The organism is Williamwhitmania taraxaci, assembly GCF_900096565.1.
Classification (GTDB): Bacteria; Bacteroidota; Bacteroidia; order Bacteroidales; family Williamwhitmaniaceae; genus Williamwhitmania; species Williamwhitmania taraxaci.
The window spans coordinates 1-24,888 of the sequence record NZ_FMYP01000025.1; the positions used below are offsets into that span (position 1 = coordinate 1).

Here is a 24,888-nt window from a genome sequence, read left to right on the forward strand (position 1 = left end):
CTGGATGATTTTGGGTTAACAGCCTTTGACGATCCTGCAAGAAATGCCCTAATGGATATCGTTGAACAGAAATATGACAAGACTTCTATTATCATTGCCGCACAGATACCAGTAAAAAACTGGCATGAAACAATTGGCGAAGGAACCATTGCCGATGCAATTCTAGACCGCATGGTTCACTCTTCACATCGCATTGAATTAACAGGAGAGTCAATGAGAAAAAACAAGATGAAAAAAACTCAAATTAATTCATAAATTTGGTCACGAAATCATCCTTTTTTTGTGGCACAATATCACCGAAACAAGTGGCACAATATCACCGAAATATCAAATTTCCACTTACCGTTGCTCGAAACCATGATACAGGAATTTAAAGAGGAATTTCCTGAACTTACAATATTGGTTGGCGGTCAAGCATTCACGCATGGTGGGCAAGACACGCTATTGAAGTATACCAATGTGATTTATAAATCGGATATGAGAAGTCTCGAATTATTCATCCAAAACATCGATAGCAATGGATAAAAACGATCTATTAACTTCTGCAAAACGTCTAAAACAAGTCAGTATCAGCGCTGCTGAAGAGTATAACCAAAACGCCGATCTACTTATTTCGAATATCAATTCGCGGATGCTCGAACGGCCAGATATTGAAAGTCTGGTGGGCTTGGACAATATCAGCATGATGAAAGACAATCATTCCAATCATGTACGGTTTATTGCGTCCATACTGAAAAACAACAATCCTGATGTATTAGTAGAAACCGTACTGTGGGTTTTTAGAGCGTATCGTAGTCATGGGTTTACCACTAATTACTGGGCTGCTCAATTGAACACTTGGATAATTGTGTTAAAAGAAGTCTTATCTGCAACTTCTTATGCCGAGGTTTATCCCTATTACGAATGGATGCAAGTGAATATTCCAATATTTGTAATAGTTTCGAACGAGAAGCTTGATGCGCCAAATTCATTTCATTAACTATGTTGGAAGAGGATATTATTTCTGAATGGTATAAAGAATTTAATCATTCAATAATAGATAGTGATATACTATTTGTAGCATTATTCTCTACCAATAAGGAGTTGATTTTTGCGAATAAAGCAATTACACTACTTTTTAAAGGAGATCCTTGCGAGTCCTTGATTAATCCAAACTTTGACGCTCTTTTGTTATTAGACAATACGATCCCACTTATTTTTGATGGATTTTTAACTTTAGGTGATTATAGCTCTATTAACACATCAATCTCGGCACAAATATACAGGAAAGAAAACAGGCTACTTATTATAGGTGGAGTAAAAGCGAATCACCTTATTGAACAGAATATAACGATGCATAAGTTGAATCGCGATTTAGGCAATCTTCAGCGCGAATTAATTAAAGAAAAGCATGAACTTGAAATAACCTTACGACAACTAAATACATCCAATGATGAATTAGAAAAATTGAATGAAAACAAGGACCGATTTATTTCAATTTTAGCGCATGATCTGAAAAGTCCATTTCAGTCAATTCTTGGCTTTCTGGAATTACTCATTGAAAGAATTCATCATGAAGATAGGGGTAGGATCGAGAGCCAATTATCAATGATATTTAGTTCAGCGCAAAATACTTATCACTTATTAGACGACCTGTTGTTGTGGGCGCGGGCTGAATCAGGAAAGATAACCTATGAGCCCCAAAAGCAAAATTTGGCAGAGGTTTGTATCAATGCTATTGATAATCTTGTCCTAAATGCGAGGAATAAGGACATAACAATAACCCATTCTATTGATGCGGATATATTCGTCTTTGCCGATGTAAATATGATAAGTACGGTCTTTCGTAATTTAATTTCAAATGCAATCAAATTCACCCATAAAGGCGGGTGTATTAGTATTTCTGCAATTCAAACCGATTCGGATGTTACCATAACTGTTGCTGACAATGGATTGGGCATACAACCAGAAATATTAAATAAACTCTTTAACATATCTCACAAAGTCACCACTAAAGGGACAGATAAAGAAACAGGCACTGGTTTAGGGTTATTCCTTTGCAAAGAATTTGTGGAGATACATGGTGGGAGAATTTGGGCTGAAAGTGAAGTGGGGAAAGGGAGCGATTTTAAGTTTACATTGAAATCATTTGTTGGCATATAGATGATGAAAAAGATATAGCTGTTGCTAATTCCTCCCGAAGGTAAATTCTGTGTGCGTAGTCGACTAATTCAGCAGCAATAGTGGGGAAACCAAAATCATTCATCCACAATTCTTCGGTGAAGAATATCAATCATGTATATTTGCCTTAAATCCATTCAGCGAAAGCACATATGAGCATTGCACAATCCATGAAACCGTGGGCGCCTAAGCGCCATCTCCTCTTCTTTGCCGCGGTTGTGTGGACCTTTGCGGGCGGCATGCTGCTTTATAAGGGCATTTCGTTGTTGCATAGCGGCACCCCATTGCAAAGCGTAGAGATAGGATTCAGCATTTTAGGTGGTGTACTGTTTTATCTGTTTCTGTTTTCGAAGCTATCGATGAAGCATGCCAAGCGAATAATGGCGCTGAAATCGGAAAAGCCTTGTGCATTCTCCTTCTTCAACATCCGCAGCTACATACTTATGGCAACCATGATATCCTCGGGCATTCTGCTTAGGGTATTTGGTGTTATTCCACCACACTACCTCTTGATTGTATACATTACCATGGGTATTCCGCTTTTCCTATCCTCGTTGCGGTTTTACTACTATGGGATATATTTTAGGAGGTTGGTTAAAGGTTAAATGTTAAAGGATGGCTGCCACAGAATGTCATTCCATTTACCAATGAAGAACATTTAGAGGTAAGAATTGTAGGGCTGTTGCATGCAACGGCCTTTATTTAATCACCACTACAACCATTAAACAAGAAATAACATGTGCCAAGGACACTCTGTGTCCCTCTGTGCCTTTTTTCCTCTGTGCCCTCTGTGGTAAAAAAAACGGATGTTTATTGCAGATACTGATACCCCTAAACTTCTAAATCGCTTACTCACATTTTTGAGTATTTTTGCGGACTACAATAACACAAATACGTTGAGCATTATGCGTAAACTACTGCTAAAGCAAGGGGCATGGGTATTCCTTTTTATTAGTCTTTTCTATATTCTAATAGCTTCGCGCTACTTTCAATACTTTAGCGATGCGGGCAATGTGCTCACCATTGGCTACCTGACGCTGGTAACAATCAGCCACTTTGTAATGCTCTCGTTGCTCACCTACTTGCTTCTTTATGTTCCAGTGGTGCTGCTAGTTCCCAACCGAACTGTGGCATGGGTATGGGCGGCTTTGGCAGCCAGCATGGGCTTGGCCATTCTGTTTCTCGATACATTTGTCTTTAGTCTATATCGTTTTCATATCAATCGGTTTACGCTTGAACTCCTCTTTGGAGGTGCCGGTGGTCAGATTTTCGAGGTGCATCTGGCACAGTATTTCCAAATGATAGGGGTAGTTTTACTATTTCTAGCAATCATGCTCTTTACATCATTTCGGCTCTTTCGATGGCAGCAACGCCGACCTCTCAGAGGTTTCCGATATGTTGTTATTGGGGTGGTATTCATGATGGTGCTCAGCCACTTCTTTCATGCTTGGGCCGATGCCGCCAACTACAAGCCCATTACCAAATCGTCGCGTTACTATCCGCTCTTTTTCCCAACTACCAGCAAGGGACTTATGCTCAAGATGGGTTTGGTGGATTCCCTTAGCGAAAGCAGCATTGATGTAGGAAATTCGGAGGAGAGCAAGGCACTAAACTATCCACAAAATCCGCTCATTGCCGACTCTACCGCAAAAACCAACGTGGTGGTTATTCTTCTCGATTCATGGTATTATAAGGTGTTTAATCCCGAAGTAATGCCCAATATATCGGCTTTCTCGAAGCGGTGTGAGGTTTACAATCATCACTATAGCGGGAGTAATGGAACCCGCACCGGCGTGTTCTCCATCTTTTATAGCATTCCGGGCATATACTGGAACGATGTTTTATCATCGAACACCAGCTCCATCTTGGTGGATATGATGCAAAAGAATAACTACCAAATTAAAACGCTTACGAGTGCATCGCTTATTAGCCCTCCTTTCCATCGAACGGTATTTAGTAAGGTGAAAAACCTCAACCTCGAAGTCAAGGGCGAAAAGGCGGTGGATAGAGATATGAATATCAACAAGGAGTGGCTCAGCGGTACAGCGGAGATGGCTGCAAATCCCGATAAGCCGGTATTTGCCTTCCTCTTTTACGATGCCTTGCATGCTATTTCGCATCCGAAAGATTTCAAAGGACCATTTCAACCCGAATGGGATTATGCAAAGTATGAGATTCTCAACAACGATACCGATCCTACACAATTCCTTAACCTTTACAAGAATGCGGCTTACTTTCTCGATTCGCTCGTAGGAGAAGTGCTAAGGGATATGGAGCAAAAGGGTTTGCTCAAGAATACATATGTGGTTATTACCGGCGACCATAGCCAGGAGTTCAACGACAATAAGAAGAACTACTGGGGACATAATGGCAACTATTCCGCGGCACAAATGCAGGTGCCGCTGTTGATTTATAAACCGGGCATTGTTCCCAAGCAGCACAATCATTGGACATGCCACTACGACTTGGTTCCATCCATATTCACCGATGTATTCCATTGCCAAAACAAGATTTCGGATTACAGCATGGGCCGCCACCTCAACGACTCCTCGGCGCGCAGCTGGATTATGGTGGGCAGCAACGATAACTTTGCCATTCTCGAACCGGGACGCATCACCAGCATTTATTTCGATGGTCACTACGACATCACCGACGATCGTCTGAATGAAATCCCAGGGGCCACCATCAACACCAAGCAGGTAAATGAAATCATGCAAGCCTCCAAGGTGTACTATAAGAAGTAAAAAGTGAAATAGTAAGAAGTGAATGGTAAATTGAGGACAATTTCACGTTCGGTCCAATCACTTCATTGATATTTAAGGATTAAAGACGGTAGCGTGGAGTAGTGCACGGTTTGTTGTTTACAATGGCGTTTTTGTAATTGTAGACGACCAGCTTTGCCACATTGGTAAGTTGCCTACGCGTATCTAATCGTCTTTTCGGGTGTAATGCGTGCAATGAGCAGTGATGGAATAAGCAGCATAACAAACACGGTTAAGAACGTTCCTATATTTATGAGCAAAACATGGTCGAGTTGCAGATTGATGGGAACGGAGGATAGGTAATAGTTTGTTTCGTCTAGCTTTACCAGATGGAAATACTTTTGCAGTAAGCAGAGCCCTATTCCAATAACGTTGCCCCAAAAGAGCCCTATGATAGTGACATAGGCCGAATGGTAAAGGAATATTTTCTGAATTAAGAAGTTTGATGCTCCAAGGGCTTTAAGCACGCCAATCATATGGGTGCGTTCCAGAATAAAGATGAGTAGTCCCGAAATCATATTGAATGCGGCCACAAACAGCATCAATGCTAAAATCACCGCTACGTTTATATCTTGAAGGTTTAGCCAATCGAATATCTGGGTAAACTTCTGCTTAATGTTGGAGACTTTTATTCCCGATCCATCGGGAAGCACCGTGAGCCCGGCAACATCCTCTACGTCGTAGGTAGTCCCTTCTACTTTTTTAAAGTCGGTAGTAGTAAGCTCAAAGCCGGAAATTTGATCGGGTGTCCATTTGTTGAGCCGTTGAATCTGTTTAATATCGCAAAAGACGAAAGTTTTGTCGAACTCGTCGAACTTAGTATCGTAAATGCCAACAATCTTAAACCTACGCACCAGCGGTGGGTTCTGAACAAAGAAGATATCTATCTTATCGTGCAGCTTCAGATTCAGCAGCAAGGAGATAGATTTCGAGATTATCATTTGATTTGATGTGCCAGTATCCGAGAGCGAGAGCACCTCGCCGGCATGCATGTTTTTCTTGAAAAAACTCCAATCGAAGTCGGTTGCTACTCCCTTTAGCACAATTCCTTGGATGTTATCCTTTGTCTTGATAATCCCCGGCTTGTAGGCATACTTTTGTACATGTGCAATGCCGGGAATGGAGGGGAGTTTGGAAACAAAGTCGAGCTGGGTGCTTATGGGGCGCGTTTCGTAGGAGGTGTTGGAATCGTAGTTTTGAACTTGGATATGACCGCCAAAGCCCAGCACCTTATCGGTGATCTCGTTCTTAAACCCGGTAACGATGGCCACAGAGACGATCATTACCACTAGGCTTAGGGCCACGGCAATGATGGATATTTTGGTGATGGGCCTCGATACGGCTTTCTTGGATTCGGGGTCGTGCGAAAGCCTACGGGCAATAAACAGTTCGGTGTTGAATCGCTTCGTCATATAGTGCAAACCTAATACTTTTTTGGGTGAAAATAAAGGATGTGCTTACTTTGAAAAGGATAGCCGTTGGTCTTTAGGACTAAGTTCTAATATATAGAGCAAAACCAGTTTGATTCACGAGCAATCTTTTAACTTTTAACTTTCAACTTTTAATTTGTAGTTTTGTAAAACGGAATAAATCAGTAGCTTTGATTAGGATTTGATGATTAAAGATAGAGGGATGTTATTTGCTGCCGATTTCAAATTGTTGTTGACTTGAGAATAGAACGATATATATCCCTCATTGCCATATTCTTATTGGTAACCGTTGCTGTAAATGGGCAAGTAGCAGTGCGCCCTATTCCAGCTGCCGAACGCACCGATCTTTATCTTCCGTTGCTCAAGGGCAAGCGTATTGCTATAGTTGCCAATCATACTTCACTCATTAAGGGACGGCATCTCGTAGATTCATTACTTTCCTTAGGGATTAAAATTGTAAAGATTTACTGTCCGGAGCATGGGTTCCGAGGCCAAGCCGATGCCGGTGAACGGGTGAACAGCTATAAGGACTTTCGCACCGGATTGGATGTGGTTTCGCTCTATGGGAGTAAGAAAAAACCCGATGCCGAATCGTTGCGGGGCATTGATTTGGTGATTTTCGATTTGCAGGATGTGGGTGTGAGGTTCTATACCTACCTCTCCACCATGCACTACGTTATGGAAGCGTGTGCGGAGAATAAAACTCCGGTAATGGTGCTCGACAGACCAAACCCCAATGGTTCCTATGTGGATGGTCCCATACTCGATAGCACGCTGCGCTCGTTTGTGGGTATTCATCCTATTCCTATAGTTCATGGAATGACCCTTGGCGAGTTGGCTCAAATGATCAATGGTGAGGGGTGGTTAAAGAATAAGGTGAAATGCTTGCTTACCGTTATTCCTTGCGGCAGCTATACTCGTAAATCGCTCTATACATTGCCAGTGAAGCCTTCGCCCAATCTACCCAATATGCGGAGTGTTTACCTCTATCCGTCCACGGGAATGTTCGAAGGAACGGCGCTAAGCGTAGGGCGCGGTACCCCTTGGCCTTTTCAAGTGTTGGGACATCCGCGCTATCCAAACGCTGGCTTTTGGTTTGTTCCCGTTCCGGTGATTGGTGCCAGTAAGGAACCACCCTATAAGAATACCCGCTGCTATGGCATCGATTTGCGTACCATTCCCGATTCCGTTTCGCTGGTAAGAATGAATCATATCAATCTCGACTACCTTATTGCGGCATACAATAAGTTTCCCAATAAGGATAGCTTCTTCAATAGCTTCTTTGATTTGCTGGCCGGGAATCGTCTGCTCCAAAAACAAATTAGGCAGGGCATGAGCGCTGGCGATATTCGCGCCACCTGGCAGCCAGACCTTAAGACCTTTGTTGAGCGACGCAAGCAGTACTTGATTTACGGGGAGTAGAAATTAGGTTATCATGGGGTAGGTTCGCCTTCCAATGCTACCATTTACCACAGAGGTCACAGAGAGTAAAACTACACAGAGAACACAAAGCGTTCGCATTACAACTATTCTGCATGGTATATACGCTACCGACCTCCTCCGGCTCCTCCAAAGGAGGAGTGACTGGGTGGTTAGGCTTTCCTCATCTTTAGCAAGTCACCCTTCCCTTTGGGAAGGGATGGGGTTAGGTCGGGAAGGTGCAGAAGCGCAAATCAGTTGGAGTTAAGAATATGCGTTATCAACAGAGAAATACACATGTCGGGCTTACAGCCCTATATATTACGTGGAATTAGTTTACACAGGGCTGCGCCCTGTGCTGTTACACGCCGGTCTTTCAGGCCTAATGGTTAGCCAAGGAGGAAGTGACGAAGTCCCGAAAGGTAATAGCACAGGTTGGAGCACAGCGTAAACCTGTGTAACCAATAGCAGTAGCAAAAAGCCTTGAAAGGGTGACAGGTTAAATGGTGAGTAGTGAAAAGAAAGAAAATAAAAGAGGGTTAGTCTCAATATTAACTTCTGTTCATTTATCAACCTCTTAATACGCAAAAAAAGATGGTCGCGTTAGTGGCCATCCTTTAACTTTTGCCCTTTAACTTTTATCCACAGAGGCCACGGAGTAAAACTACACAGAGAGTTCTTGGTATGCTACAGTGCCGGATTTAATCACAATGCTTTCGGATAATTTTCTTTGATCCATTTTGATCTTCCATAACAAAACCATTCTCCAGAAAGTAACTTATGTTATTACGTCCATTTAAGTGCCATAAAATATAACCGTATTCACATTGGTTGGGAATGTTTCCAATTTTACGCTCTGCTTCTATTAGAACTTTTAGTTCATCACAATAGACTTTAGGCGTATGCATTAACAATATATAGGGATCGTAATCTAACTTTATGTTGGTGAGAGTTTCAATTCTTTTTTTGGAAGGGAATCCATAGGTTTTAATAATTTCAATCATCCGCTTTGCATGTAAATTATCTGCTGGAGAAATATAGTTGTCCCAAACTTTCTTTGAGTTAGTTGCTGATAAACGAATTGAATCGACTAGCCGCTCCCTCAAAGTATCATTCAATAGTTCAACACTGTCAGTGAAATGTTTGTCGAATGTTTGGTAGCGTATGTATTCTCGGACGGCTTGATCATAGTTCCACATCATTCGCATCTCTTGAATCAGTTCGGCTCCATTAGCAATCAGTAAGCTGTCTTTGTTTGGCTGTGCTTCAACTCTTAAGGAAACTGCAAGTAGAATTAGAAGTATGATTTTCTTCATTATTATGGTTTGTTAATTAGGATAAATAGCGTGCGACTTTATGCACTAAAAACTCTCGAAGACGATTATATAATATGACAAACCTTTGTCTTAGGGTAATTTTCTGCGAGAGATTTTAATTTGCTTCCATCATCATAAAATAGATGCGATAGTCGGTTTTAACTTATTTCTAAGATATCTATATGTCAATGCTATGCCGCCAATTGGAACCACCGCAGCAGCAAGCGTCACCCACGGGCCCAGGAATGTAAGTAGGTAGATTACGCCGATGATTAGCCCTAGCACGAACATCGATATAAACACTTTCGCCACGTTGTTCCCTTTTTGCGACATCTCGCGCATTTGGGTAAATGGCAGTTCCATTCCGGTGATGGCTACCGATGCCAGCATGAGCATAACGATGCATAAACCGCCAAACATAACATAGATTAGTGGTTCCGCTCCCCATATGTAGGCAACAGGAATTATTGCAATCAAATAAATGGGTATGAAAAACTTTAGCAGCATGGCCTTGATGGCCCCCGTTAGGATATCGCCTAAGCGCGTAACGGGATATGCCTTATAGATCCAAGCCGCCTTTGGTTGATCGGTAAAGGGGAGTTGAAAAATTGCCGTTGTTCCAAAGAAGCCTAGGAAAATAAAGGAGAGGTATTTCTTCGATTCGGCAAGCGTCTCGAGCCAACCACTAAAGTCCGAGAAGTCGGGTTTCAACATCACAACCATCATCACGGCAATCATTCCAAATCCGGGGTAGATAGCCTGCTTGAATTTTCGATCGCGGCTCGATACCTTCATGGCAAATTGCCAACCGGCTTTCTCCATGGGCGAAACACAGATCAAATCCTGTAATCTTCTCGATCTCTTGGTTCGTATCTCTTTGTGATCGATGGTGTCGCTGCTGTTTTCCATGTAGGAGAGCATGCGGTTAAATCCGGGTGCTAGGAAGCGCACCATTATCCAAAGCCCAACAAAGGGTAGTACAATACCAACGATTCCAAGCACTATGCTCGAGAGCGGAGCATTGGGTGTTGAGGCCCAGTCTACCAATCCGGCAAGCCAAACGGGTGGAATGAGGTAGGTAAACCAGTGGATGTTGATGGTGGCGGTTTGTATCTCCTGGCTTTCGTAGAGGCGAGGCATGAATTGGTATCCGGCAAAGAGCATTATGGCCAAGAATACCTGAAAGTATACAATGATGTCCTTGAACTTCTCACCAGAGGTAAGCCTCATCATCAGTAAGTAAAAGCTGTTGGCTACGAAAATGGTGAAAATAGTGCTCAGGATAATTCCCACAAAGTAGGCAAGCCCGCCCATCCATCCATAATGAATAAAGCAGAATAGGGTGGAGAAGAAGGAGAGCGCAAGCGCAATAACACCCAGATAGCTGGCAATGTGAATGACCCTTGCCAGCAGCAGCGTTCTATTGTTGATGGGGCGAGGCAGTAGAATATAGTTGTCGCGCTGATCGAAAAGCACGCTGGTAAACTCCGAAATAAACGTGGTGGTTAGCATCACCATCAAAAATGAAAAGTTGATGGTCATGCTCAGCAGAATGCTGTTGATGTGAAAGATGGTAATTCCTATAAATAATCCCATCAGGGCAAAGAAGAACAGTTGCAGGTTGAAGTTTCTTTTCTTTCCTGAGCCGCCCAGTGCTGCTGGTTTTCGGCGGACATCGGCGGTTAGCTTTGCCTTGAGTATGGCGTGGAGTTGCAAAAAATCTGCACCGCACCACTCTATCGGCTTCCGGAAAATACGGATAATAAAAAGGATAGCTTTTACCATAATCTAGTTTCCAAATGCTTGAACAATGGCTTCGGCAGTAACGGTTTGTCCTCCTTGTCCGGTGAGGTCGGCGAACAGTTTCTCCAGTGTCTCGCTGCTTCCCGAGCGTAGCTCTTCAATGGTGCCATCGGCAACGACATGCCCGTGATTTATGAGCACAATGCGGTGCGAAATGCGCTCCACCACATCCATGATGTGCGAGCAGAAGAAAATCGTCTTACCATCCTTTGCCAGCTGCGAGAGAACCTCCTTTACCACCATTACCGAGTTGGCATCGAGACCCGATAGCGGTTCGTCCAGAAAGATAATGTCGGGGTTGTGAATAAGTCCAGAGATGAGCAGTATCTTCTGCTTCATTCCCTTCGAGAAGGTGTCCATGCGCTGATCGGCGTGCTTCTTCATCTCGAAAAGTTCGAGCAGCTTGCCGGCCTTCTCCATGACACGTTCCTCGGGCAATCCATAGAGTGCTCCGGCAAAGCTCATATACTCCAATGGGGTAAGCATGTCATACATGGCGGCATTCTCGGGAATGTATCCAATGCGGCGCTTAATGGCCAGCGATTCCGTGCGTAGGTCGTGACCCAATACGGTAATATCGCCTTCGAAATCTTCAATTAGCCCGCAAAGAATCTTTACCGTGGTGCTTTTTCCTGCACCGTTGGGGCCAATGTATCCAATGATTTGGCCAGGTGCAATATCGAGGTTAATACCTTTTAGCACATGGTTTACCTCTTTGCCGTTGAGGAAGTTTTTTTGAAGATTGCGGATTGATATTACGGGGTTGGTTTCCATACTTTTCAATTTGAATGTCAAAAGTAGCAATTGTAGCTGTGTTTGCAAGTGGAACTTCATTTTCAACAGTAATCCCAATTACAATTATTATCTTTGGATGAAATATAAATGACGAGTGACTAGATGACGGGTTGCGAAAAAGATGAATTACTTCTGGCTCGCTACGCTTGTCTTCGGACTCCATACTTCCAACTTTTAATTTTCTTACAAACTAAAAATACAACCTCATGCTGACAATTCACGGTAACACCAAACTAGCCATCACCCAAGAGTTAGCTGTAGGGCGCAAGTGCTACTACAACACAGCCGACGAGAGCGTTATTGTTGAGGACGACTTAGCCGTTGAGGCCACCAAAAAGGCAATGAAGGAGCACCCCGAGCAATACATACTCTTTACACCGCCAGCCGATACAACTGAGCTGGAGTTGGTGAAGTCCTTTGCCCCAAAGGTTAAGAATGCCGAGGAGAAGCGCCATTTGATCTTTGCCCTAAAGCGCGATAACCCAATGGCCTACTTTAAAAACTTCATCAACAAGTTCTCCGACGAGCGTAACGCCTGGTTCGTGTTCAAGAAGAAGCACTTCGTGGAGATGGTTGATAAACGCATTGAAGAGATTAATGGGGGGAAGTAGGGGATTGGTTAAATGTTAAAAGTTAAAGGACCGAAGACTGAAGAGAAAGTGGCTTCTGCTCAATGATTCCTTTTATATCTCTGCGGAATACTCCAAAATAAAGAACCTGCACAGCGGTAAACGTGGTGCAGGTTTTTTTGTGGGAGGTATTCAACCGCGAGCGGGTGAGCACAACCTGTTTTGGTGCACCCTCCGATTGCAGCGCCCCAAAACTTTTTAGATTTGAAGAAAACGCACGCGTTGGTGGCTTGAAACTTTTTAGTTTCGAAGAAATCGCACGCGCTGGTGGCATGAAACAAAACCGATTGGACGCATTTTCAATTGCAGAGCCATGAAACAAAACTGATTTGACGTATTTTCAATTGCAGAGCCTTCTCGACAAAAAAAGTGGGTATAAAAGCGTTTGCAGTTGGGTTTCATACTTAAAGTTTACCTGCCCCGCTCGCGGAGGTATTCAGGACGTTTCGTCCGGCTGAAGCGGCCTAAGGTCAACTCGCTTGGCCAGTATACTGTATGAGCAACATGCCCATGCTAACGCTTTTTGCTCTTGGCGTGGCTGTGGTTATGCTGCTTTGGCAATGGCTTGTAGTGCATGGCGGCTCCGGCATATTCCTGCTCGGTTTTGCAGGCCGCTCAGAGTCCAGTTTATTAGCGAGCGTGCCGTGCATAATGTCGCCGTTTTGGGCTTTGCCTATTATCGTAAAAATTAAGGAATACAATTGTGTCACCTTTGATCTTGTAAAATATTGTCAGCTGCTTAATCAAAACAAATCCACGAATCTGTCTATCCTCATTCTCAACTGAACCAATCTCAGGAAAATCAATTAACAAGTCAAGAAACTCAAATGTCCGCTTAACAAATGCTTTAGTTACATTTTCGCCCCACTCACCAAGGAGGTACTCAATTATCTTATCGTATTCTTGTCAGCATGCTTTGACCACTTAACTACTCTAGCCATTTTTTATGTTTATCCTTAATAGTTTGAAGTGGTATCAGGTTGTTGTCTAAATCTGTTTCCGAATCTATCTGCAGTAGCTCTTGTTTTTCTTCGCTAGTCAATCTATCCCAAAGGCTGCCGTCTTTAACCACAGAAGCCTTCTCCAGAATCTCATAGAATCTTGATAAAACAATATCGTTATCAATTCTATCAATCAAATTGTGGAAGTTTTTTCTTATCTCTACAGTATTCATGACAATCATTTTCTCAAAGTTACTCAAATCTCGCATCCAGCCAAATGCATATACGCTAACGTTGTCGGTATGAAATGCTGAATTATTTGGGCAAAAATACAACAACGGTCGTTCTTTATCAAATTGATTTACAAACAGGCAATCAGTCCTTGTTGATAGAATAGCGCTTTTTATATTTTTGGAAAGAATAAAGGTTTCGAACACCCCTAACAGCATGCCCATGCTACCGATCCATGCCCCGCTCGCGCGGAGGTATTTCCCGTCCGTGCCCAGTAAGAAACAAAAAAAGCCTTTCCGGTTAGGAAAGGCTTTACGTTATGTCAAATTATCCATCAATCTCCACCATCCTAAAATCGACCTTGGGGTTCATGATCGCTTTATAATCATTCCCTGCAAAGTAAATATCCTCGTCGTCCTCTTCGTAGTACCAAATAATGGTAACCTTAGAGAGTTCGTTAACGGCAATTTTCTCCATCCGCTTCATAATATCGAAGATGCGTTTCGACGAACTGGTATTGAAGTATTCCAACTTCAGTTCAAGGGTTGTTTGAGGCGGTGGGTTAGAGGTGTATTCGTCAATCCAGGTTAGAATTGGAGTGTAAAAATCAAACACATTTTCGGGAATAGATTTGCCATTTACAAATAGCCTTCCGGTAGATGCGTTGAAGGAAATAGCTGGTGTTGTAATCGACTCTGATATTTCCAAATTATTCATTGGTTTGCTTGGCTTAGTTGGTTTTATTCTTCTTTTGAAATTATGGAGTACTCTTGATCGTGGCCGTTACGAACGATAGCCTCCCAGTAACGCTGGGTAATGGAGAACTGCTCGCCGTTTTTCTTACGTCGGATGGTGATTTTTTGACTCCGTTGCTTAACGGTATCCGTTTCTAGGTATTGAAAGGGAACCTCACAAATTGATTCCATATCTCTACCCAGCTGCAGAATTGATTCGTCGTCCTCCTCGTATTTCCAAATCACTTCAATATCGAATCCCTTCGCTGCAATTGAGGTTATTTTTCTCAATATTTGGCTGATGAGTTTATTTGAACTACTGCTGGTATACTCCAATCCAATTTCTACTCGAGTGGTAGTCTCCGGATTTGCAGCATAACTCTCCACCCAATTCAGGAGCGGTGTCCAAAATCCAAAAACATCCTCGGTAATTGATCGTCCTTCAATTATGAGCAGTCCTGGGGCAAAATGCACCAGCGGTGTATCGGTAGTTTTATCGAGGATAATTTCCATAGCGAGTCTGTAATTGCGCTGTTATGGCATATTTTATGCGCTTAAAATTATATTTTCTCTTGCAATAAAACAATAATGCAATCTATTGTTTATGCTATCCGGGGTGACAATTGTCAAATATTCAACTTTATATTGACTTTAGCAAATTCTTTTTTGCTTCTTAAATCACTCGATGGCGACCGATTAGAGTTCTTCCTGTCGTATGATTTTGAGTAGTGCCCCAAAGTTGATCCGCCGAAAGACAATTGCTGCACCAAAACACACAACTAAAGAGGTGATTATCCCCAAAGATAGGCTTACTTCATAGAAATGTAAAAGCATTGGCGTTACTATGGCGATGGTAAAGTAGGCCATCTGCCACGTTATTTCCTTCCACGAGATTGTTACTTTGAAAATCTTATAGCAGAAGAATGCCTGTAAAAAAACCGAAGTTGTTTGGGTTACTAGGCTGGCAATTGCAGCCCCAATTGCGCCCATCGAAGGAATTAGAACTAAGTTTATTCCAATGTTGGTAATCACACCGGCAAGCGAAATAAGGTTGATAACTTTCATGCTGCCATTGCTGGTAAGTAGCGTTCCAAAAATGTAGGATGCACTGATGGCCAAAAACGAGAACATTAATACGCCTAGAATGGACGATGTGCTGCTAACATGGCTTAAGTAGAGCAGCTCAATAATTTCCACCCGATACCAAAAAACAAATGCTGCAAGGCCCAGAACTGGAGTGATTAGTAGATTGAACGATAGCTTCATGAGTGAAACCACTTCCTGCTTCTTGGCAATCATTGTGGCAAATATTGGGAGCAGCAACCCGCCAAAAAGGAATGGAACCATATTTACAGCATCCAGAAGACGAAATGCTTGGGCATAAGTGCCTGCTTGCGTTTCTCCGTCGGGAATAAGCCGCTCAAGCATTACGCTATCAATGCGGTAGTAGAACGACATCATAAGGGTGAGGAGCGCAAAGGGGTAGCTGCGCTTGAATATCGTCAGCAGGAAATTTAAATCGAGTCGGGGACGAAAAAAGGTCGTCCTTCGATACACTAGTAAAAAGGAGACAACGGCAGTAATTGCATAGGCTGCCGTTTGGGCGTAAACAAACCATTCGATTCGAAATTGGGAGCGCGTTGAGGGATTATAAATAAGTGCTCCGCAGAGAAAAATCATTAGGAATCGGTCCAGAACCGAGATAAATGAGTCGGTCTTGAATAGGTGAAGGCCGCTTATGTTGGATCGAAAATAGAGGGTGAAGGCCGCTATGATCTGATTAATCAGAAGAAGGGTGAGTAGCATTATGTGCTTCTCTCCATATCCAATGATGGAGCCAACGGCTAAACTAAAGCCAACATACAGAAAGCTTAGAATGATCTTTAGGATTACCAGGTTCGAAAAATACTTCGAAACCAGCTGCGGGTGCATGGCAATTTCACGGTTGTTGAAATTCGTGATGCCCAGATCCAGTAGGATGTTGAATAGAATGGAAAAGCTAAATAGCGAGAAATATAAACCATACTCGGCTGCTCCCACGGTATTTTGCACGGTACGATCGATGCCAAAAATCCAAATCGGCTTAATCAGCAAGTTTAGCAGCAGGAGCAGTATCAGATTGGTAAGAAATGTCTTCTTCAAGGTTAGGCTGTTTGACTTTTGAGGAGATCAAATATAGTTAAATCATGGATTGGCAAACGTGGTAACCCACAAACCTATGATTCTTATTTAATATGTTTTTCTAAAACAGGCGGTTATCAATCCGTGCAAAATCATCTTTCATGCGCCTGAATGGCCGATTGGGCGTACCTTTTTATAGGCATTACTATCGCTTTCAGCACGAAAATATGGTGTACTTTCGACGAATTGGATTCACTATACATCTCGACCAAAGAAATGGTTCGCCGCATTTTCGATAAAAGAACTATATTCGCTAAATATTGTTTTGCATATGCAAATAGCCGTAAACACTAGGCTTCTTCTCTCAAATAAACTAGAAGGTATTGGCTGGTTCACTTTCGAAACGCTTAGACGGATCGTTCAAAAGCATCCGGAGCACCATTTTTATTTCCTTTTCGATAGGCAGTTTAGCCCCGAATTTATTTTTGGGCCTAACGTAACCCCAGTGGTTTTAGGCCCACAGTCTCGGCATCCGCTTCTATGGTATATCTGGTTTGAATTTTCCGTGGCCCGGTTTCTTAAGAAAAACAAGATAGATCTGTTTATCTCCCCCGATGGTTACCTTCCGTTAACTACGAAGGTGCCCACCATAGCCGTGATTCACGACATAAATTTTGCACATCAACCCGAAGGTCTGCCGAAATTAACCGCATGGTACTACAACTATTTCTTTCCAAAGTTTGCCCATAAGGCCACGCGTATCGTTACGGTTTCGGAGTATTCAAAAACCGATATCGTTGAAACCTATTCCGTTGCGCCACACAAGGTGATTGTTGCCTATAACGGTGCCAACTCGGACTATATGCCATTGGATGGAAAACAAATTGCTGAGGTGAGGCGTGAATTGACCGGTGGCTCACCATACTTCATGTTTGTAGGGGCGTTTAGTCCGCGAAAAAACGTGGTTGGTCTACTGCAAGCGTTCGATCAGTTTAGAATGCAGCACGTCGATGGCTTTAAGCTTGTGCTTGTGGGTGAGCGGCTGTTTAAGACTAACGACATGGAGCGCGCCTACAAATCGATGACGTTTAAGGAAGATGTTGTTTTTACCGGAAGGCTTAATGTGGAGCGGCTCAAACTCGTGATGGGTGCTGCAGCTGGTTTAGTCTTTGTTCCGTTTTTCGAGGGATTTGGTATTCCTCTGCTTGAGGCTATGCGGTGCAATGTTCCAATAGTTTCGTCCAACAAAACCTCTATGCCGGAGGTAACCGGCGAGGCTGCCTTACTGGTTGATCCTTACAATATAAAAGAGATAGCAAGCGCCATGGTTTACCTGGTAGAGACCGAAGGGTTGGCCGAGGAGTTGGCGGTCAAAGGAATGGCGCGGTCTAAACACTTCTCTTGGGATATAACTGCACAAAAGTTGTGGGAGGCGGTTGAGATAGTCGATAAACAACGATCCGAAACGAATGCTTAGGTCGTATTACATAGAGAATCAGTTGGAGGCGGGCTGCGATGAGGCAGGGCGGGGATGTCTCGCTGGACCAGTGGTGGCTGCTGCGGTGATTCTTCCACCCGATTTTTCGCATCCCGATATTAACGATTCTAAAAAGTTGACGGAGAAAAAGCGAAACTATCTGCGCACAGTTGTGGAGGAGAATGCCCTCGCCTTTGCCGTTGCTATCGTTGATGCCGAAACTATCGATAGCATAAATATTTTAAATGCCTCTATTCTGGGTATGCATCGGGCCCTCGATAAACTTTCCATTGTACCCGAATTTGTGCTGGTGGACGGAAACCGCTTTAAGCAATACCTTGAAATTCCACACAAGTGCATTATTAAAGGTGATGGCATTTACGCAAGTATTGCCGCTGCCTCCATTTTGGCAAAGACCTACCGCGACGAGCTCATGGAAAAACTTCACCTTGAGTATCCTGTGTATGGTTGGAACAAAAACAAAGGGTATCCTACCGAAGTGCATCGCAAAGCAATAGAGCAGTTTGGCATTACAGATTACCATCGAAAAACATTTTCTTTAACAAATCGACAGCTCAAATTTAACTTTTAGTGTTTCTTGATATCTAATTGCATTGACAATTTACCTAATCCTAATAAATATGAGAAAAATAGTAGCCCTTTCCCTTGGGCTTATTCTAATGCTTGGTACTGTTGCTAAAGCTGACGAAGGTATGTGGCTTTTGCCGCTTATCAACCAGTTAAATGCAAAGCAGATGAAGAAAATGGGCGCAAAGCTCACTGCCGAGGACATTTACAGCATCAACAAAAACAGCATGAAAGATGCCGTGGTTATTTTTGGCCGCGGTTGCACTGGTGAGGTGATTTCTGATCAAGGTCTTGTCCTTACCAATCATCACTGCGGTTATGGTGCTATTCAGCAGCACAGTTCCGTAGAGCACGATTATCTAAAAGATGGTTTCTGGGCTCAATCTCTCCAAGAGGAGATTCCTACGCCAGGCCTTTCGGTTACCTTCCTCGTTCGCATCGAAGACGTAACCAAACAAGTGCTTGACTCACTCGCAGGAACAAAAACAGAGGATCAGCGCGAAATGAAGGCCTCTGCCGTAGGAAAGGTTATTTCCGACAAGGCCATTGCAGGCACAGGTTATAGCGGAATGGTAAGAAGCCTTTTTGGTGGAAATACCTATTACCTATTTGTGTACGAAACCTATACCGATGTTCGTATGGTGGGTGCTCCTCCTTCCTCTATTGGCAAGTTTGGTCACGATACCGACAACTGGATGTGGCCCCGCCACACTGGCGACTTCTCCATGTTCCGCATTTATGCTGGCAAAGATGGAAAGCCAGCTGCCTTCTCGAAGGATAACGTGCCTTACAAACCTCGCTACCATTTCCCAATATCTATCAAGGGGATGAAGAAGAACGATTTTGCTATGATTTTGGGATACCCAGGTTCAACCGATCGTTACATGACATCCTACGAGGTAAACGAAAACCTTCACCTCTCAAACCCTAACCGTATTTTCGTTAGAGGTATTCGTCAGGATATCTTGCTTAAAGATATGCAAGCTAACGAGGCTGTAAACATTATGTATGCCTCCAAGTATGCTGGATCGAGCAACTATTGGAAAAACTCAATTGGCGAGAGCCGAGGACTAAAGCGTCTTCACGTTTTTGAAAAGAAGCAAGCGCAAGAGCAAGCATTTTCCAACTGGGTAAAACAAAGCCCCGATAGAATCGAAAAGTATGGCGATGCGCTTAGCTTGATTCAATCGGCCGTTAATGGACGTAAGGATTTGTCTAACGCTCAGCAATATTTGAGCGAGTGTTTCTTCTCTGGCGTTGAAATTATGTCGCCTGCTCGCATTTCGTCTTCATTCATGGGTCGAATTGCTAAAGCTACGGATGCCGACAAGCCTGCGCTGATAGCCGATTGGAAGAAAGCCCTTGAAGGTGTCTACAAGAATATTAATATGCCTACCGATAAGCGGGTTGCTCTAGCAATGTTTAAGATCTACCGCGAAAAGGCGGGTGCTGAATATCTGCCTGCTTTTTACAAGCAAATCGACAGCTTGTATGGCGGTAACTCCGATCTTTTCATCAACAATCTCTACGAAAAGTCCATTTTTGCTAACCAGACTTCGGCAATGGCATTCGTTGAAAACCCAAGCCAAGAGTTGCTAGATGCCGATCCAGCAGCAGTAATGGCTGGTGATGTGATGAAGGTACTGCGCGAGGTTAGTGCAAAGATTGCTCCTTTCGAAGTTGATTACGACAAGGGTCACCGTGAGTATATTGCTGGTATCCTCGAAATGGAACCAAACAAGGCTCACTACCCCGATGCTAACTTCACCATGCGTATGACCTATGGTTCCGTACTCGACTATGTTCCTATGGATGGCGTTCACTACGACTTTAAGACTACCCTTAAAGGTGTAATGGAAAAAGAAGACCCAGACAACTGGGAGTTTGTTGTTTCTCCAAGGTTGAAGGAACTTTACAACGCTAAGGACTATGGTCGTTACGGCGTAAAGGGCGAAATGCCTTTGGCCTTTATCACTACCAACGATATTACCGGTGGTAACTCAGGAAGCCCAGTAATCAATGGCAACGGTCAGCTTATTGGAACTGCGTTTGATGGTAACTGGGAAGCAATGAGCGGCGATATCGCTTTTGAACCAGAATTACAACGCACCATTAGCGTGGATATTCGCTACACTCTCTTTATCATCGATAAGTTTGCCGGTGCAAAACGCCTAATTAACGAAATGACCATTGTGGAGTAATACTCTAGCATTGGTTTGAATATAGAAAGGGCTGCAAGCAATTGCAGCCCTTTTCTATTTGCCACGAATTCTTATTCCGCCACCGTTTCTTGTGGGCGTGTCTCTATCGGTTCTTTCTTCTGCTTCATCTCGAAGGAGTAAAAGAGCCCCAGAACCATTGATGATTTATCGGTCTTTGCATTCATATTCTTTTGATACTGCGCAAAAACCTCCAACTTATTGCGCTTATTTATGGCAAAATCACTGCCCAAACGGTATCGGATCCGATTGAACTCTCGCTCCTTGTTAGGGCTCATATCGTAAAATAGCTCGGCCGAGAAAAATGGTGTTAGCTTAGAGTTGGGGAGGTTGTATTCCACGCTAACTCTCCCTCTAACTCGTTTCGACTCTTCAAGGTTGTAGCCATTGGTGTATACTTCGGCAAACTCAAACTCGTAGCGCATGTTGTAAACTACCTTTAATCGGCTGATATCCCAATCGGTTTTTGCTCCAACGGTAAATCGATGGTTGGTATAAAAGGCATCCTCCTCTGCTGATCGTCCAAGCCGGTAACCTCCAAACAGGTCGAAATGGCTGTTGATTTTAACTCCGAGTCCGAACTCAGTCAAGAATTCATCCACCTTAGTAAGGGTATCTTTAAACTTGAGCTCACCTGCTAAGTTTAGCGAGATTCGTTTATTCAGTTTTTGGCTTATATCGGCACCGGTCCACAGGCCATAGTCGCGTTTTTGTGCCGCAGCGGTAAATCCTAATCCAAAGGAGCCAAGCATCAGGACAAGGTGTAGGGTAAAGCTAAATTTTTTCATTGCATACGATTTCATCACTTTGAACTCCGAAAGGAAATAGGTGCTCAGTATTCATCTTCCTTCTAGGTATTCACTTTACTTGTAGGGAAGATAGATCAACTTTTTCGACATCAGGTATAAGGAGCGCTTTCCTTCGCGCTCTACCATTATCGACACAATGTAAATCCCTTGTGGATTTTGGCTGCGCATTGCATTCCATATGAGGCCGGTTGTGGGCCATTCCGCATTTGCGATGTGTTGCTGGGCAACTACTCCTCCACTAATATTCGCGATGGTTACGGTAATGTTCCCCTTGGGAATTTCGGATAGTTTGATAATTACTGATTCGGCAAACGGGTTTGGATATGCCATCACCTCAGGAATTTTGGTCTTTGAGTTTGGACCTCCGCCTACGTTCGCCGTTCCAGGTGTTGGGCTGTTCATGAGCATTACGGGACCGGTGCCGTTTGGTAGTTTACCATAAGAGATATCGTTGTCCATATGCGGAAACATAAAGCCGTCGATAAATCTATATCCGTTTTCCTCCGAATCGAAAAGGATAATTTCTTCGCCTTCCTTGTTTAACTTGAAAGAGGTATGCATTTTGCCTTGAATTTCGTTGTCGTCGGCCCAAAAAACCATATAGCCGCCTGCCTTAATAATAGTGTCGGGGAGGGGCCATTGATTGGGGTTATAGGAATGGTTCGATAAAAACTTATCGCCGAGCCAAATGTCTTGAGCACCGCCATTGAAGAGTTCAATCCAGTCGTCGAAATCTCCGGCGTTATCGGTCAACGTCTGGTTGTTGTTGGCCATTATCTCATTTATATACAGTGTGCTTGTTGTTTGTTGTTTGAGGTCGATGGTGTAGTTACCCGAAATAGGCTCTCTGGTTTGTTGGTGCTTGCTGTCACTGGCCGTGATGTAGTAAGAAATCTTGGATGGGTTAGTTAAAGGGGCAAGGGTATCGGCATACTGGCCCAATCTGTTTTTGGCCAAATTTAACTCCAAAAACGTTCCGCCATTCATGGAATAGAACAACTTAACAACTGGCGCTACATCTTCATCCTCCACCGTTGCCGATATGGTTATGGGCAACTTATAGCTTACGGCGTAATGCGTGGCGTTCGAAATAACTGGTGCGATGTCAACCGTCTCGAGTTGGACTAAAACTTGCGACCTACGGGTGGTGATGTAGGGAATAAGCCCATACTTTACATGGGCTCCAAGGGCCTGAATGTAGGAGTTGGAGAAATCGTTCAGGCTCCATCCATAATCCAACGACCTATAAGTATCTTCCGATGCGTAAGGGGTAATCATTCCTTTAATTCGGGAAATCTTCGGCTCTAGTTGAGACGATCCAAAACTATTATTTATGAGCTGCTTTAAGTAAAAGGTGTAGCGATCGCGGTAGGTTTTAATGCTCAACAATCGCTTGGTTAGTGGTCTGCTTTCGCTGCCGTTTGCCCAACTGTAAACGTTGCGGGTTGCCCAATTAATGCCAAACCAGTCGATGCCAAAGGTGTTGTCGAGGTCATATGGAATAAATTCAAACTTGTTGGTGGCTTGGTTGTGGTATAGGTAAAAGTTATTCTTGTTGTAGCTATATCCATCCCAATGACCCGTTAACACCTCCATAGCCATATACTTTAGGTAGCTGTTTACGTTAAATACCTGCTCCAATTTTTGCGGCAGTTCCGTGATTGAACTATTGTTGAGTATGCCGATAAAGTTTGCCAAATCGGTATAATCGTCGGCTGCTACGTTGGTTTTGAGGTCGTAAATTCTTCCGGCGCTATTGGTTCCTTGGTAGGCACTGCCCGATGATCCTTTGTAGGTAAGATCGGCAGGGTAGAGGCATTTGTAAAGGTTGCCGCCGTTGTTCCCAAAGCGATTCTTTACCAAAACTTCGTCCACATGCTCCACGTTAATGTAAAGACCGTAGTACTTGTCGTTGATGTATAGCCTAACGTGGTTGGCTCGTGGCGAGGGAACTCCCGAAGCATTTAGTATATCCCAGCCTAACTTGGACCGGATTATACTAGGGTCATTGTGCTCTCCGTTGAGGTTCAACTTCTCGAGACCATGGTATTTCCGTCCTTGCACAAAGGTGTTGAAGGATACTTTGAAGGATTTCTTTTGCGAAACGCGGCTAGTGTTGCCACGCAACCTTACCCCAACTTCTTGCAAGGTATCGGCAGTTACTCCCGATTTGAAGATAAACATTCCGGGATATTCGGTATCGCTGTATTCACCGCCGAGGGCAAAGAGCGCTGTAAGATCGGTTGCCGACAGTGTAATATCTATGCGTGGAACTTCGGTATCGATGAAAACCTGACCATTTTCGGGGAATGGGGTTTGGGCCGCTAGTGGCATTAGAGCCGCAAGGACAAGCAATAGCGTGATTATGCAACGATTCTTCATGTGTTTCAACGGCTACTAGTGGTTGAGAAAGAGGTGACCTCCCACGCTCGTAAATGTAGCATCTTTGTTCATTAAGCTTGCCTAAAACTATTCTTAACGAATTGAAAATAATTGCAATCGATTGCGATGATGGTATGGAAAGCGAGAGACTATATCGAGGCTGGTTAATGACTGGTTTTGTTCTGAACTTAACCCATTTCAATATATTTTCCGCCCCATTATCATTCCGCTTCTCTCCAGTCAAAATCTTATTTCGCCTCTTTTACTATCATTACCCAATTCGTTTCTATAGATTGTTAGATTAGGCTTGTGGCATATAAGCTAATCGCTACAACGAAAGCTGCTCCTTAAACACGGCCGACTGTCGGCGTGATATCTCCACCTCGCGGCCATTGTCGAGCTGCACCTTCAGCGTTCCGCTAAACCAAGGAATAATCTTCTCCACCCGTTTAAGGTTGATAATCTCCTGCCGGTTGGCACGAAAAAACACCTTGGGGTCGAGCCTACTTTCGAGGTAGTTGAGCGACTTCATCACCATGGGGCTGTGGTTTTGAAAGTATATTTTTGTGTAGTTGCCGTTGACTTCCAGCAGCGATATTTCGCCCAGCTTCACAAACCAGCATTGCTCGTTGTCCTTCACAAAAATCTGATCTGCTTCGGTTAGCTGCTCCTTGGTGGTATCGGTTGTCTCTCTGATGGCCAACTTTTGCTCCACCTTCTCCAGCGCGGCGGTTAGTCTCTCGGGCTGGATGGGTTTCAGGAGGTAGTCGAGGGCGTTGTAGTCAAACGCTTTGAGGGCATACTCGCTGTAGGCGGTGGTGAAAACAACCTCAGGAACGTAATCAAGCTCCTCCAGCAGCTCGAATCCCGATTTGCCGGGCAGCTGAATGTCCAGAAATATTAAATCGGGGCAAAGCGATTCGATGAGCTGCTTGGCCTCCTCGCTGTCCTGTGCTTCGGCCACAATTTCGAGCGTGGGGAATTTTTCGAGCAGGCGCTTTAGCTCGTTACGGGCCAATCGGGAGTCTTCTACTATAATTGCTTTCACGGTGATGGTCTCTTAGTTCAATTT

General features: G+C 43.7%; 24 protein-coding genes. 11 read left to right on the forward strand and 13 right to left on the reverse strand.

The genetic code is table 11. The features are described from left to right. The 6 genes from BLS65_RS08050 to BLS65_RS08075 all read left to right on the forward strand — a co-directional run. The coding region (locus BLS65_RS08050) for an ATP-binding protein (RefSeq protein WP_170830039.1) at window positions 1-255 on the forward strand (255 nt) is incomplete at its 5' end. Window positions 256-282: 27 nt separating this feature from the next. After that, window positions 283-525: a hypothetical protein gene (locus tag BLS65_RS08055; protein WP_092437763.1), complete on the forward strand. Its 243-nt coding sequence runs from the start codon at window positions 283-285 to the stop codon at window positions 523-525. Continuing rightward, window positions 518-979, forward strand: coding sequence for a hypothetical protein (locus BLS65_RS08060; RefSeq protein ID WP_092437764.1), 462 nt, complete (start codon window positions 518-520; stop codon window positions 977-979). The genes BLS65_RS08055 and BLS65_RS08060 overlap by 8 nt, the downstream gene beginning before the upstream one ends. A gap of 2 nt (window positions 980-981) precedes the next feature. Continuing rightward, window positions 982-2,142 carry a sensor histidine kinase gene (locus tag BLS65_RS08065; protein WP_092437766.1) on the forward strand — a complete coding sequence of 387 codons (1,161 nt, stop codon included), beginning with the start codon at window positions 982-984 and terminating at the stop codon, window positions 2,140-2,142. 170 nt (window positions 2,143-2,312) lie between these two features. Continuing rightward, the gene (locus tag BLS65_RS08070) at window positions 2,313-2,765 is read left to right on the forward strand and encodes a hypothetical protein (RefSeq protein WP_092437767.1); all 453 of its coding nucleotides are present in this window, start codon (window positions 2,313-2,315) and stop codon (window positions 2,763-2,765) included. Between the two features lie 300 nt (window positions 2,766-3,065). After that, window positions 3,066-4,904 carry a DUF3413 domain-containing protein gene (locus BLS65_RS08075; RefSeq protein WP_170830040.1) on the forward strand — a complete coding sequence of 613 codons (1,839 nt, stop codon included), beginning with the start codon at window positions 3,066-3,068 and terminating at the stop codon, window positions 4,902-4,904. Between the two features lie 173 nt (window positions 4,905-5,077). Here the strand turns inward: BLS65_RS08075 and BLS65_RS08080 are convergent, their stop codons facing one another. Continuing rightward, on the reverse strand, window positions 5,078-6,334 hold the full coding sequence (locus BLS65_RS08080; protein ID WP_092437771.1) for an ABC transporter permease: 1,257 nt from the start codon (window positions 6,332-6,334) through the stop codon (window positions 5,078-5,080). Window positions 6,335-6,589: 255 nt separating this feature from the next. Here BLS65_RS08080 and BLS65_RS08085 point away from each other — a divergent pair, with 255 nt between their 5' ends. Continuing rightward, entirely contained in the window at window positions 6,590-7,774 is a 1,185-nt protein-coding gene (locus BLS65_RS08085) for an exo-beta-N-acetylmuramidase NamZ family protein (protein ID WP_244500678.1), read from the forward strand. A gap of 698 nt (window positions 7,775-8,472) precedes the next feature. Here BLS65_RS08085 and BLS65_RS08090 read toward each other — a convergent pair. The 3 genes from BLS65_RS08090 to BLS65_RS08100 form a co-directional block, all read right to left on the reverse strand. Further along, window positions 8,473-9,087: a hypothetical protein gene (locus BLS65_RS08090; RefSeq protein WP_092437775.1), complete on the reverse strand. Its 615-nt coding sequence runs from the start codon at window positions 9,085-9,087 to the stop codon at window positions 8,473-8,475. A 132-nt stretch (window positions 9,088-9,219) separates the two neighbouring features. Continuing rightward, window positions 9,220-10,872: a hypothetical protein gene (locus BLS65_RS08095; RefSeq protein WP_092437777.1), complete on the reverse strand. Its 1,653-nt coding sequence runs from the start codon at window positions 10,870-10,872 to the stop codon at window positions 9,220-9,222. A gap of 3 nt (window positions 10,873-10,875) precedes the next feature. Then, window positions 10,876-11,664, reverse strand: a complete 789-nt coding sequence (locus tag BLS65_RS08100) for an ABC transporter ATP-binding protein (RefSeq protein WP_092437779.1) — start codon at window positions 11,662-11,664, stop codon at window positions 10,876-10,878. Between the two features lie 227 nt (window positions 11,665-11,891). Between BLS65_RS08100 and BLS65_RS08105 the strand changes: the two genes are divergently transcribed. Next, the gene (locus tag BLS65_RS08105) at window positions 11,892-12,296 is read left to right on the forward strand and encodes a UPF0158 family protein (protein WP_092437781.1); all 405 of its coding nucleotides are present in this window, start codon (window positions 11,892-11,894) and stop codon (window positions 12,294-12,296) included. A gap of 22 nt (window positions 12,297-12,318) precedes the next feature. Here BLS65_RS08105 and BLS65_RS18140 read toward each other — a convergent pair whose 3' ends face one another. From BLS65_RS18140 to BLS65_RS08135, 6 genes are all read right to left on the reverse strand, one after another. Continuing rightward, complete coding sequence (locus BLS65_RS18140) at window positions 12,319-12,588, reverse strand: hypothetical protein (protein WP_092437783.1); 270 nt, start codon at window positions 12,586-12,588, stop codon at window positions 12,319-12,321. 356 nt (window positions 12,589-12,944) lie between these two features. Next, window positions 12,945-13,205, reverse strand: coding sequence for a type II toxin-antitoxin system RelE/ParE family toxin (locus BLS65_RS19015; RefSeq protein ID WP_092437785.1), 261 nt, complete (start codon window positions 13,203-13,205; stop codon window positions 12,945-12,947). Between the two features lie 37 nt (window positions 13,206-13,242). After that, window positions 13,243-13,710 (reverse strand): hypothetical protein, encoded by a 468-nt coding sequence (locus tag BLS65_RS08120; RefSeq protein ID WP_125869810.1) that lies wholly within the window; start codon window positions 13,708-13,710, stop codon window positions 13,243-13,245. A gap of 103 nt (window positions 13,711-13,813) precedes the next feature. Then, window positions 13,814-14,203: a DUF1987 domain-containing protein gene (locus BLS65_RS08125; RefSeq protein WP_092437788.1), complete on the reverse strand. Its 390-nt coding sequence runs from the start codon at window positions 14,201-14,203 to the stop codon at window positions 13,814-13,816. Window positions 14,204-14,226: 23 nt separating this feature from the next. Next, window positions 14,227-14,733 carry a DUF1987 domain-containing protein gene (locus tag BLS65_RS08130; RefSeq protein WP_092437790.1) on the reverse strand — a complete coding sequence of 169 codons (507 nt, stop codon included), beginning with the start codon at window positions 14,731-14,733 and terminating at the stop codon, window positions 14,227-14,229. Window positions 14,734-14,916: 183 nt separating this feature from the next. After that, on the reverse strand, window positions 14,917-16,362 hold the full coding sequence (locus BLS65_RS08135; protein ID WP_092437792.1) for an oligosaccharide flippase family protein: 1,446 nt from the start codon (window positions 16,360-16,362) through the stop codon (window positions 14,917-14,919). Window positions 16,363-16,672: 310 nt separating this feature from the next. On the opposite strand from BLS65_RS08135, the gene BLS65_RS08140 reads away from it, so the two are divergent. The 3 genes from BLS65_RS08140 to BLS65_RS08150 are packed head-to-tail and all read left to right on the forward strand — an operon-like array spanning window position 16,673 to window position 20,607. Continuing rightward, entirely contained in the window at window positions 16,673-17,818 is a 1,146-nt protein-coding gene (locus tag BLS65_RS08140; protein WP_092437794.1) for a glycosyltransferase family 4 protein, read from the forward strand. After that, entirely contained in the window at window positions 17,811-18,410 is a 600-nt protein-coding gene (locus tag BLS65_RS08145; protein ID WP_092437796.1) for a ribonuclease HII, read from the forward strand. The genes BLS65_RS08140 and BLS65_RS08145 overlap by 8 nt, the downstream gene beginning before the upstream one ends. A gap of 49 nt (window positions 18,411-18,459) precedes the next feature. Next, entirely contained in the window at window positions 18,460-20,607 is a 2,148-nt protein-coding gene (locus BLS65_RS08150; RefSeq protein WP_092437798.1) for a S46 family peptidase, read from the forward strand. Window positions 20,608-20,678: 71 nt separating this feature from the next. Here BLS65_RS08150 and BLS65_RS08155 read toward each other — a convergent pair whose 3' ends face one another. The 3 genes from BLS65_RS08155 to BLS65_RS08165 all read right to left on the reverse strand — a co-directional run bounded on the left by BLS65_RS08155 (window position 20,679) and on the right by BLS65_RS08165 (window position 24,864). Further along, window positions 20,679-21,413, reverse strand: coding sequence for a DUF2490 domain-containing protein (locus BLS65_RS08155; protein ID WP_170830041.1), 735 nt, complete (start codon window positions 21,411-21,413; stop codon window positions 20,679-20,681). Window positions 21,414-21,488: 75 nt separating this feature from the next. Then, window positions 21,489-23,816 carry a CotH kinase family protein gene (locus BLS65_RS08160; RefSeq protein ID WP_092437802.1) on the reverse strand — a complete coding sequence of 776 codons (2,328 nt, stop codon included), beginning with the start codon at window positions 23,814-23,816 and terminating at the stop codon, window positions 21,489-21,491. A gap of 328 nt (window positions 23,817-24,144) precedes the next feature. Continuing rightward, window positions 24,145-24,864: a LytR/AlgR family response regulator transcription factor gene (locus BLS65_RS08165; protein WP_092437804.1), complete on the reverse strand. Its 720-nt coding sequence runs from the start codon at window positions 24,862-24,864 to the stop codon at window positions 24,145-24,147. Window positions 24,865-24,888 lie beyond the last annotated feature (24 nt).

Bases quoted from the DNA above. Each gene is read 5' to 3' on its own strand.
- BLS65_RS08095 (WP_092437777.1), bottom strand. From the start codon at position 10,872: ATGGTAAAAGCTATCCTTTTTATTATCCGTATTTTCCGGAAGCCGATA.
- BLS65_RS08140 (WP_092437794.1), top strand. From the start codon at position 16,673: ATGCAAATAGCCGTAAACACTAGGCTTCTTCTCTCAAATAAACTAGAA.
- BLS65_RS08090 (WP_092437775.1), bottom strand. From the start codon at position 9,087: ATGAAGAAAATCATACTTCTAATTCTACTTGCAGTTTCCTTAAGAGTT.
- BLS65_RS08070 (WP_092437767.1), top strand. From the start codon at position 2,313: ATGAGCATTGCACAATCCATGAAACCGTGGGCGCCTAAGCGCCATCTC.
- BLS65_RS08065 (WP_092437766.1), top strand. From the start codon at position 982: ATGTTGGAAGAGGATATTATTTCTGAATGGTATAAAGAATTTAATCAT.
- BLS65_RS08100 (WP_092437779.1), bottom strand. From the start codon at position 11,664: ATGGAAACCAACCCCGTAATATCAATCCGCAATCTTCAAAAAAACTTC.
- BLS65_RS08125 (WP_092437788.1), bottom strand. From the start codon at position 14,203: ATGAATAATTTGGAAATATCAGAGTCGATTACAACACCAGCTATTTCC.
- BLS65_RS08160 (WP_092437802.1), bottom strand. From the start codon at position 23,816: ATGAAGAATCGTTGCATAATCACGCTATTGCTTGTCCTTGCGGCTCTA.
- BLS65_RS08105 (WP_092437781.1), top strand. From the start codon at position 11,892: ATGCTGACAATTCACGGTAACACCAAACTAGCCATCACCCAAGAGTTA.
- BLS65_RS08075 (WP_170830040.1), top strand. From the start codon at position 3,066: ATGCGTAAACTACTGCTAAAGCAAGGGGCATGGGTATTCCTTTTTATT.
- BLS65_RS18140 (WP_092437783.1), bottom strand. From the start codon at position 12,588: ATGCCACCAGCGCGTGCGATTTCTTCGAAACTAAAAAGTTTCAAGCCA.
- BLS65_RS08060 (WP_092437764.1), top strand. From the start codon at position 518: ATGGATAAAAACGATCTATTAACTTCTGCAAAACGTCTAAAACAAGTC.
- BLS65_RS08155 (WP_170830041.1), bottom strand. From the start codon at position 21,413: ATGAAAAAATTTAGCTTTACCCTACACCTTGTCCTGATGCTTGGCTCC.
- BLS65_RS08130 (WP_092437790.1), bottom strand. From the start codon at position 14,733: ATGGAAATTATCCTCGATAAAACTACCGATACACCGCTGGTGCATTTT.
- BLS65_RS08080 (WP_092437771.1), bottom strand. From the start codon at position 6,334: ATGACGAAGCGATTCAACACCGAACTGTTTATTGCCCGTAGGCTTTCG.
- BLS65_RS08145 (WP_092437796.1), top strand. From the start codon at position 17,811: ATGCTTAGGTCGTATTACATAGAGAATCAGTTGGAGGCGGGCTGCGAT.
- BLS65_RS08150 (WP_092437798.1), top strand. From the start codon at position 18,460: ATGAGAAAAATAGTAGCCCTTTCCCTTGGGCTTATTCTAATGCTTGGT.
- BLS65_RS08120 (WP_125869810.1), bottom strand. From the start codon at position 13,710: ATGGGCATGCTGTTAGGGGTGTTCGAAACCTTTATTCTTTCCAAAAAT.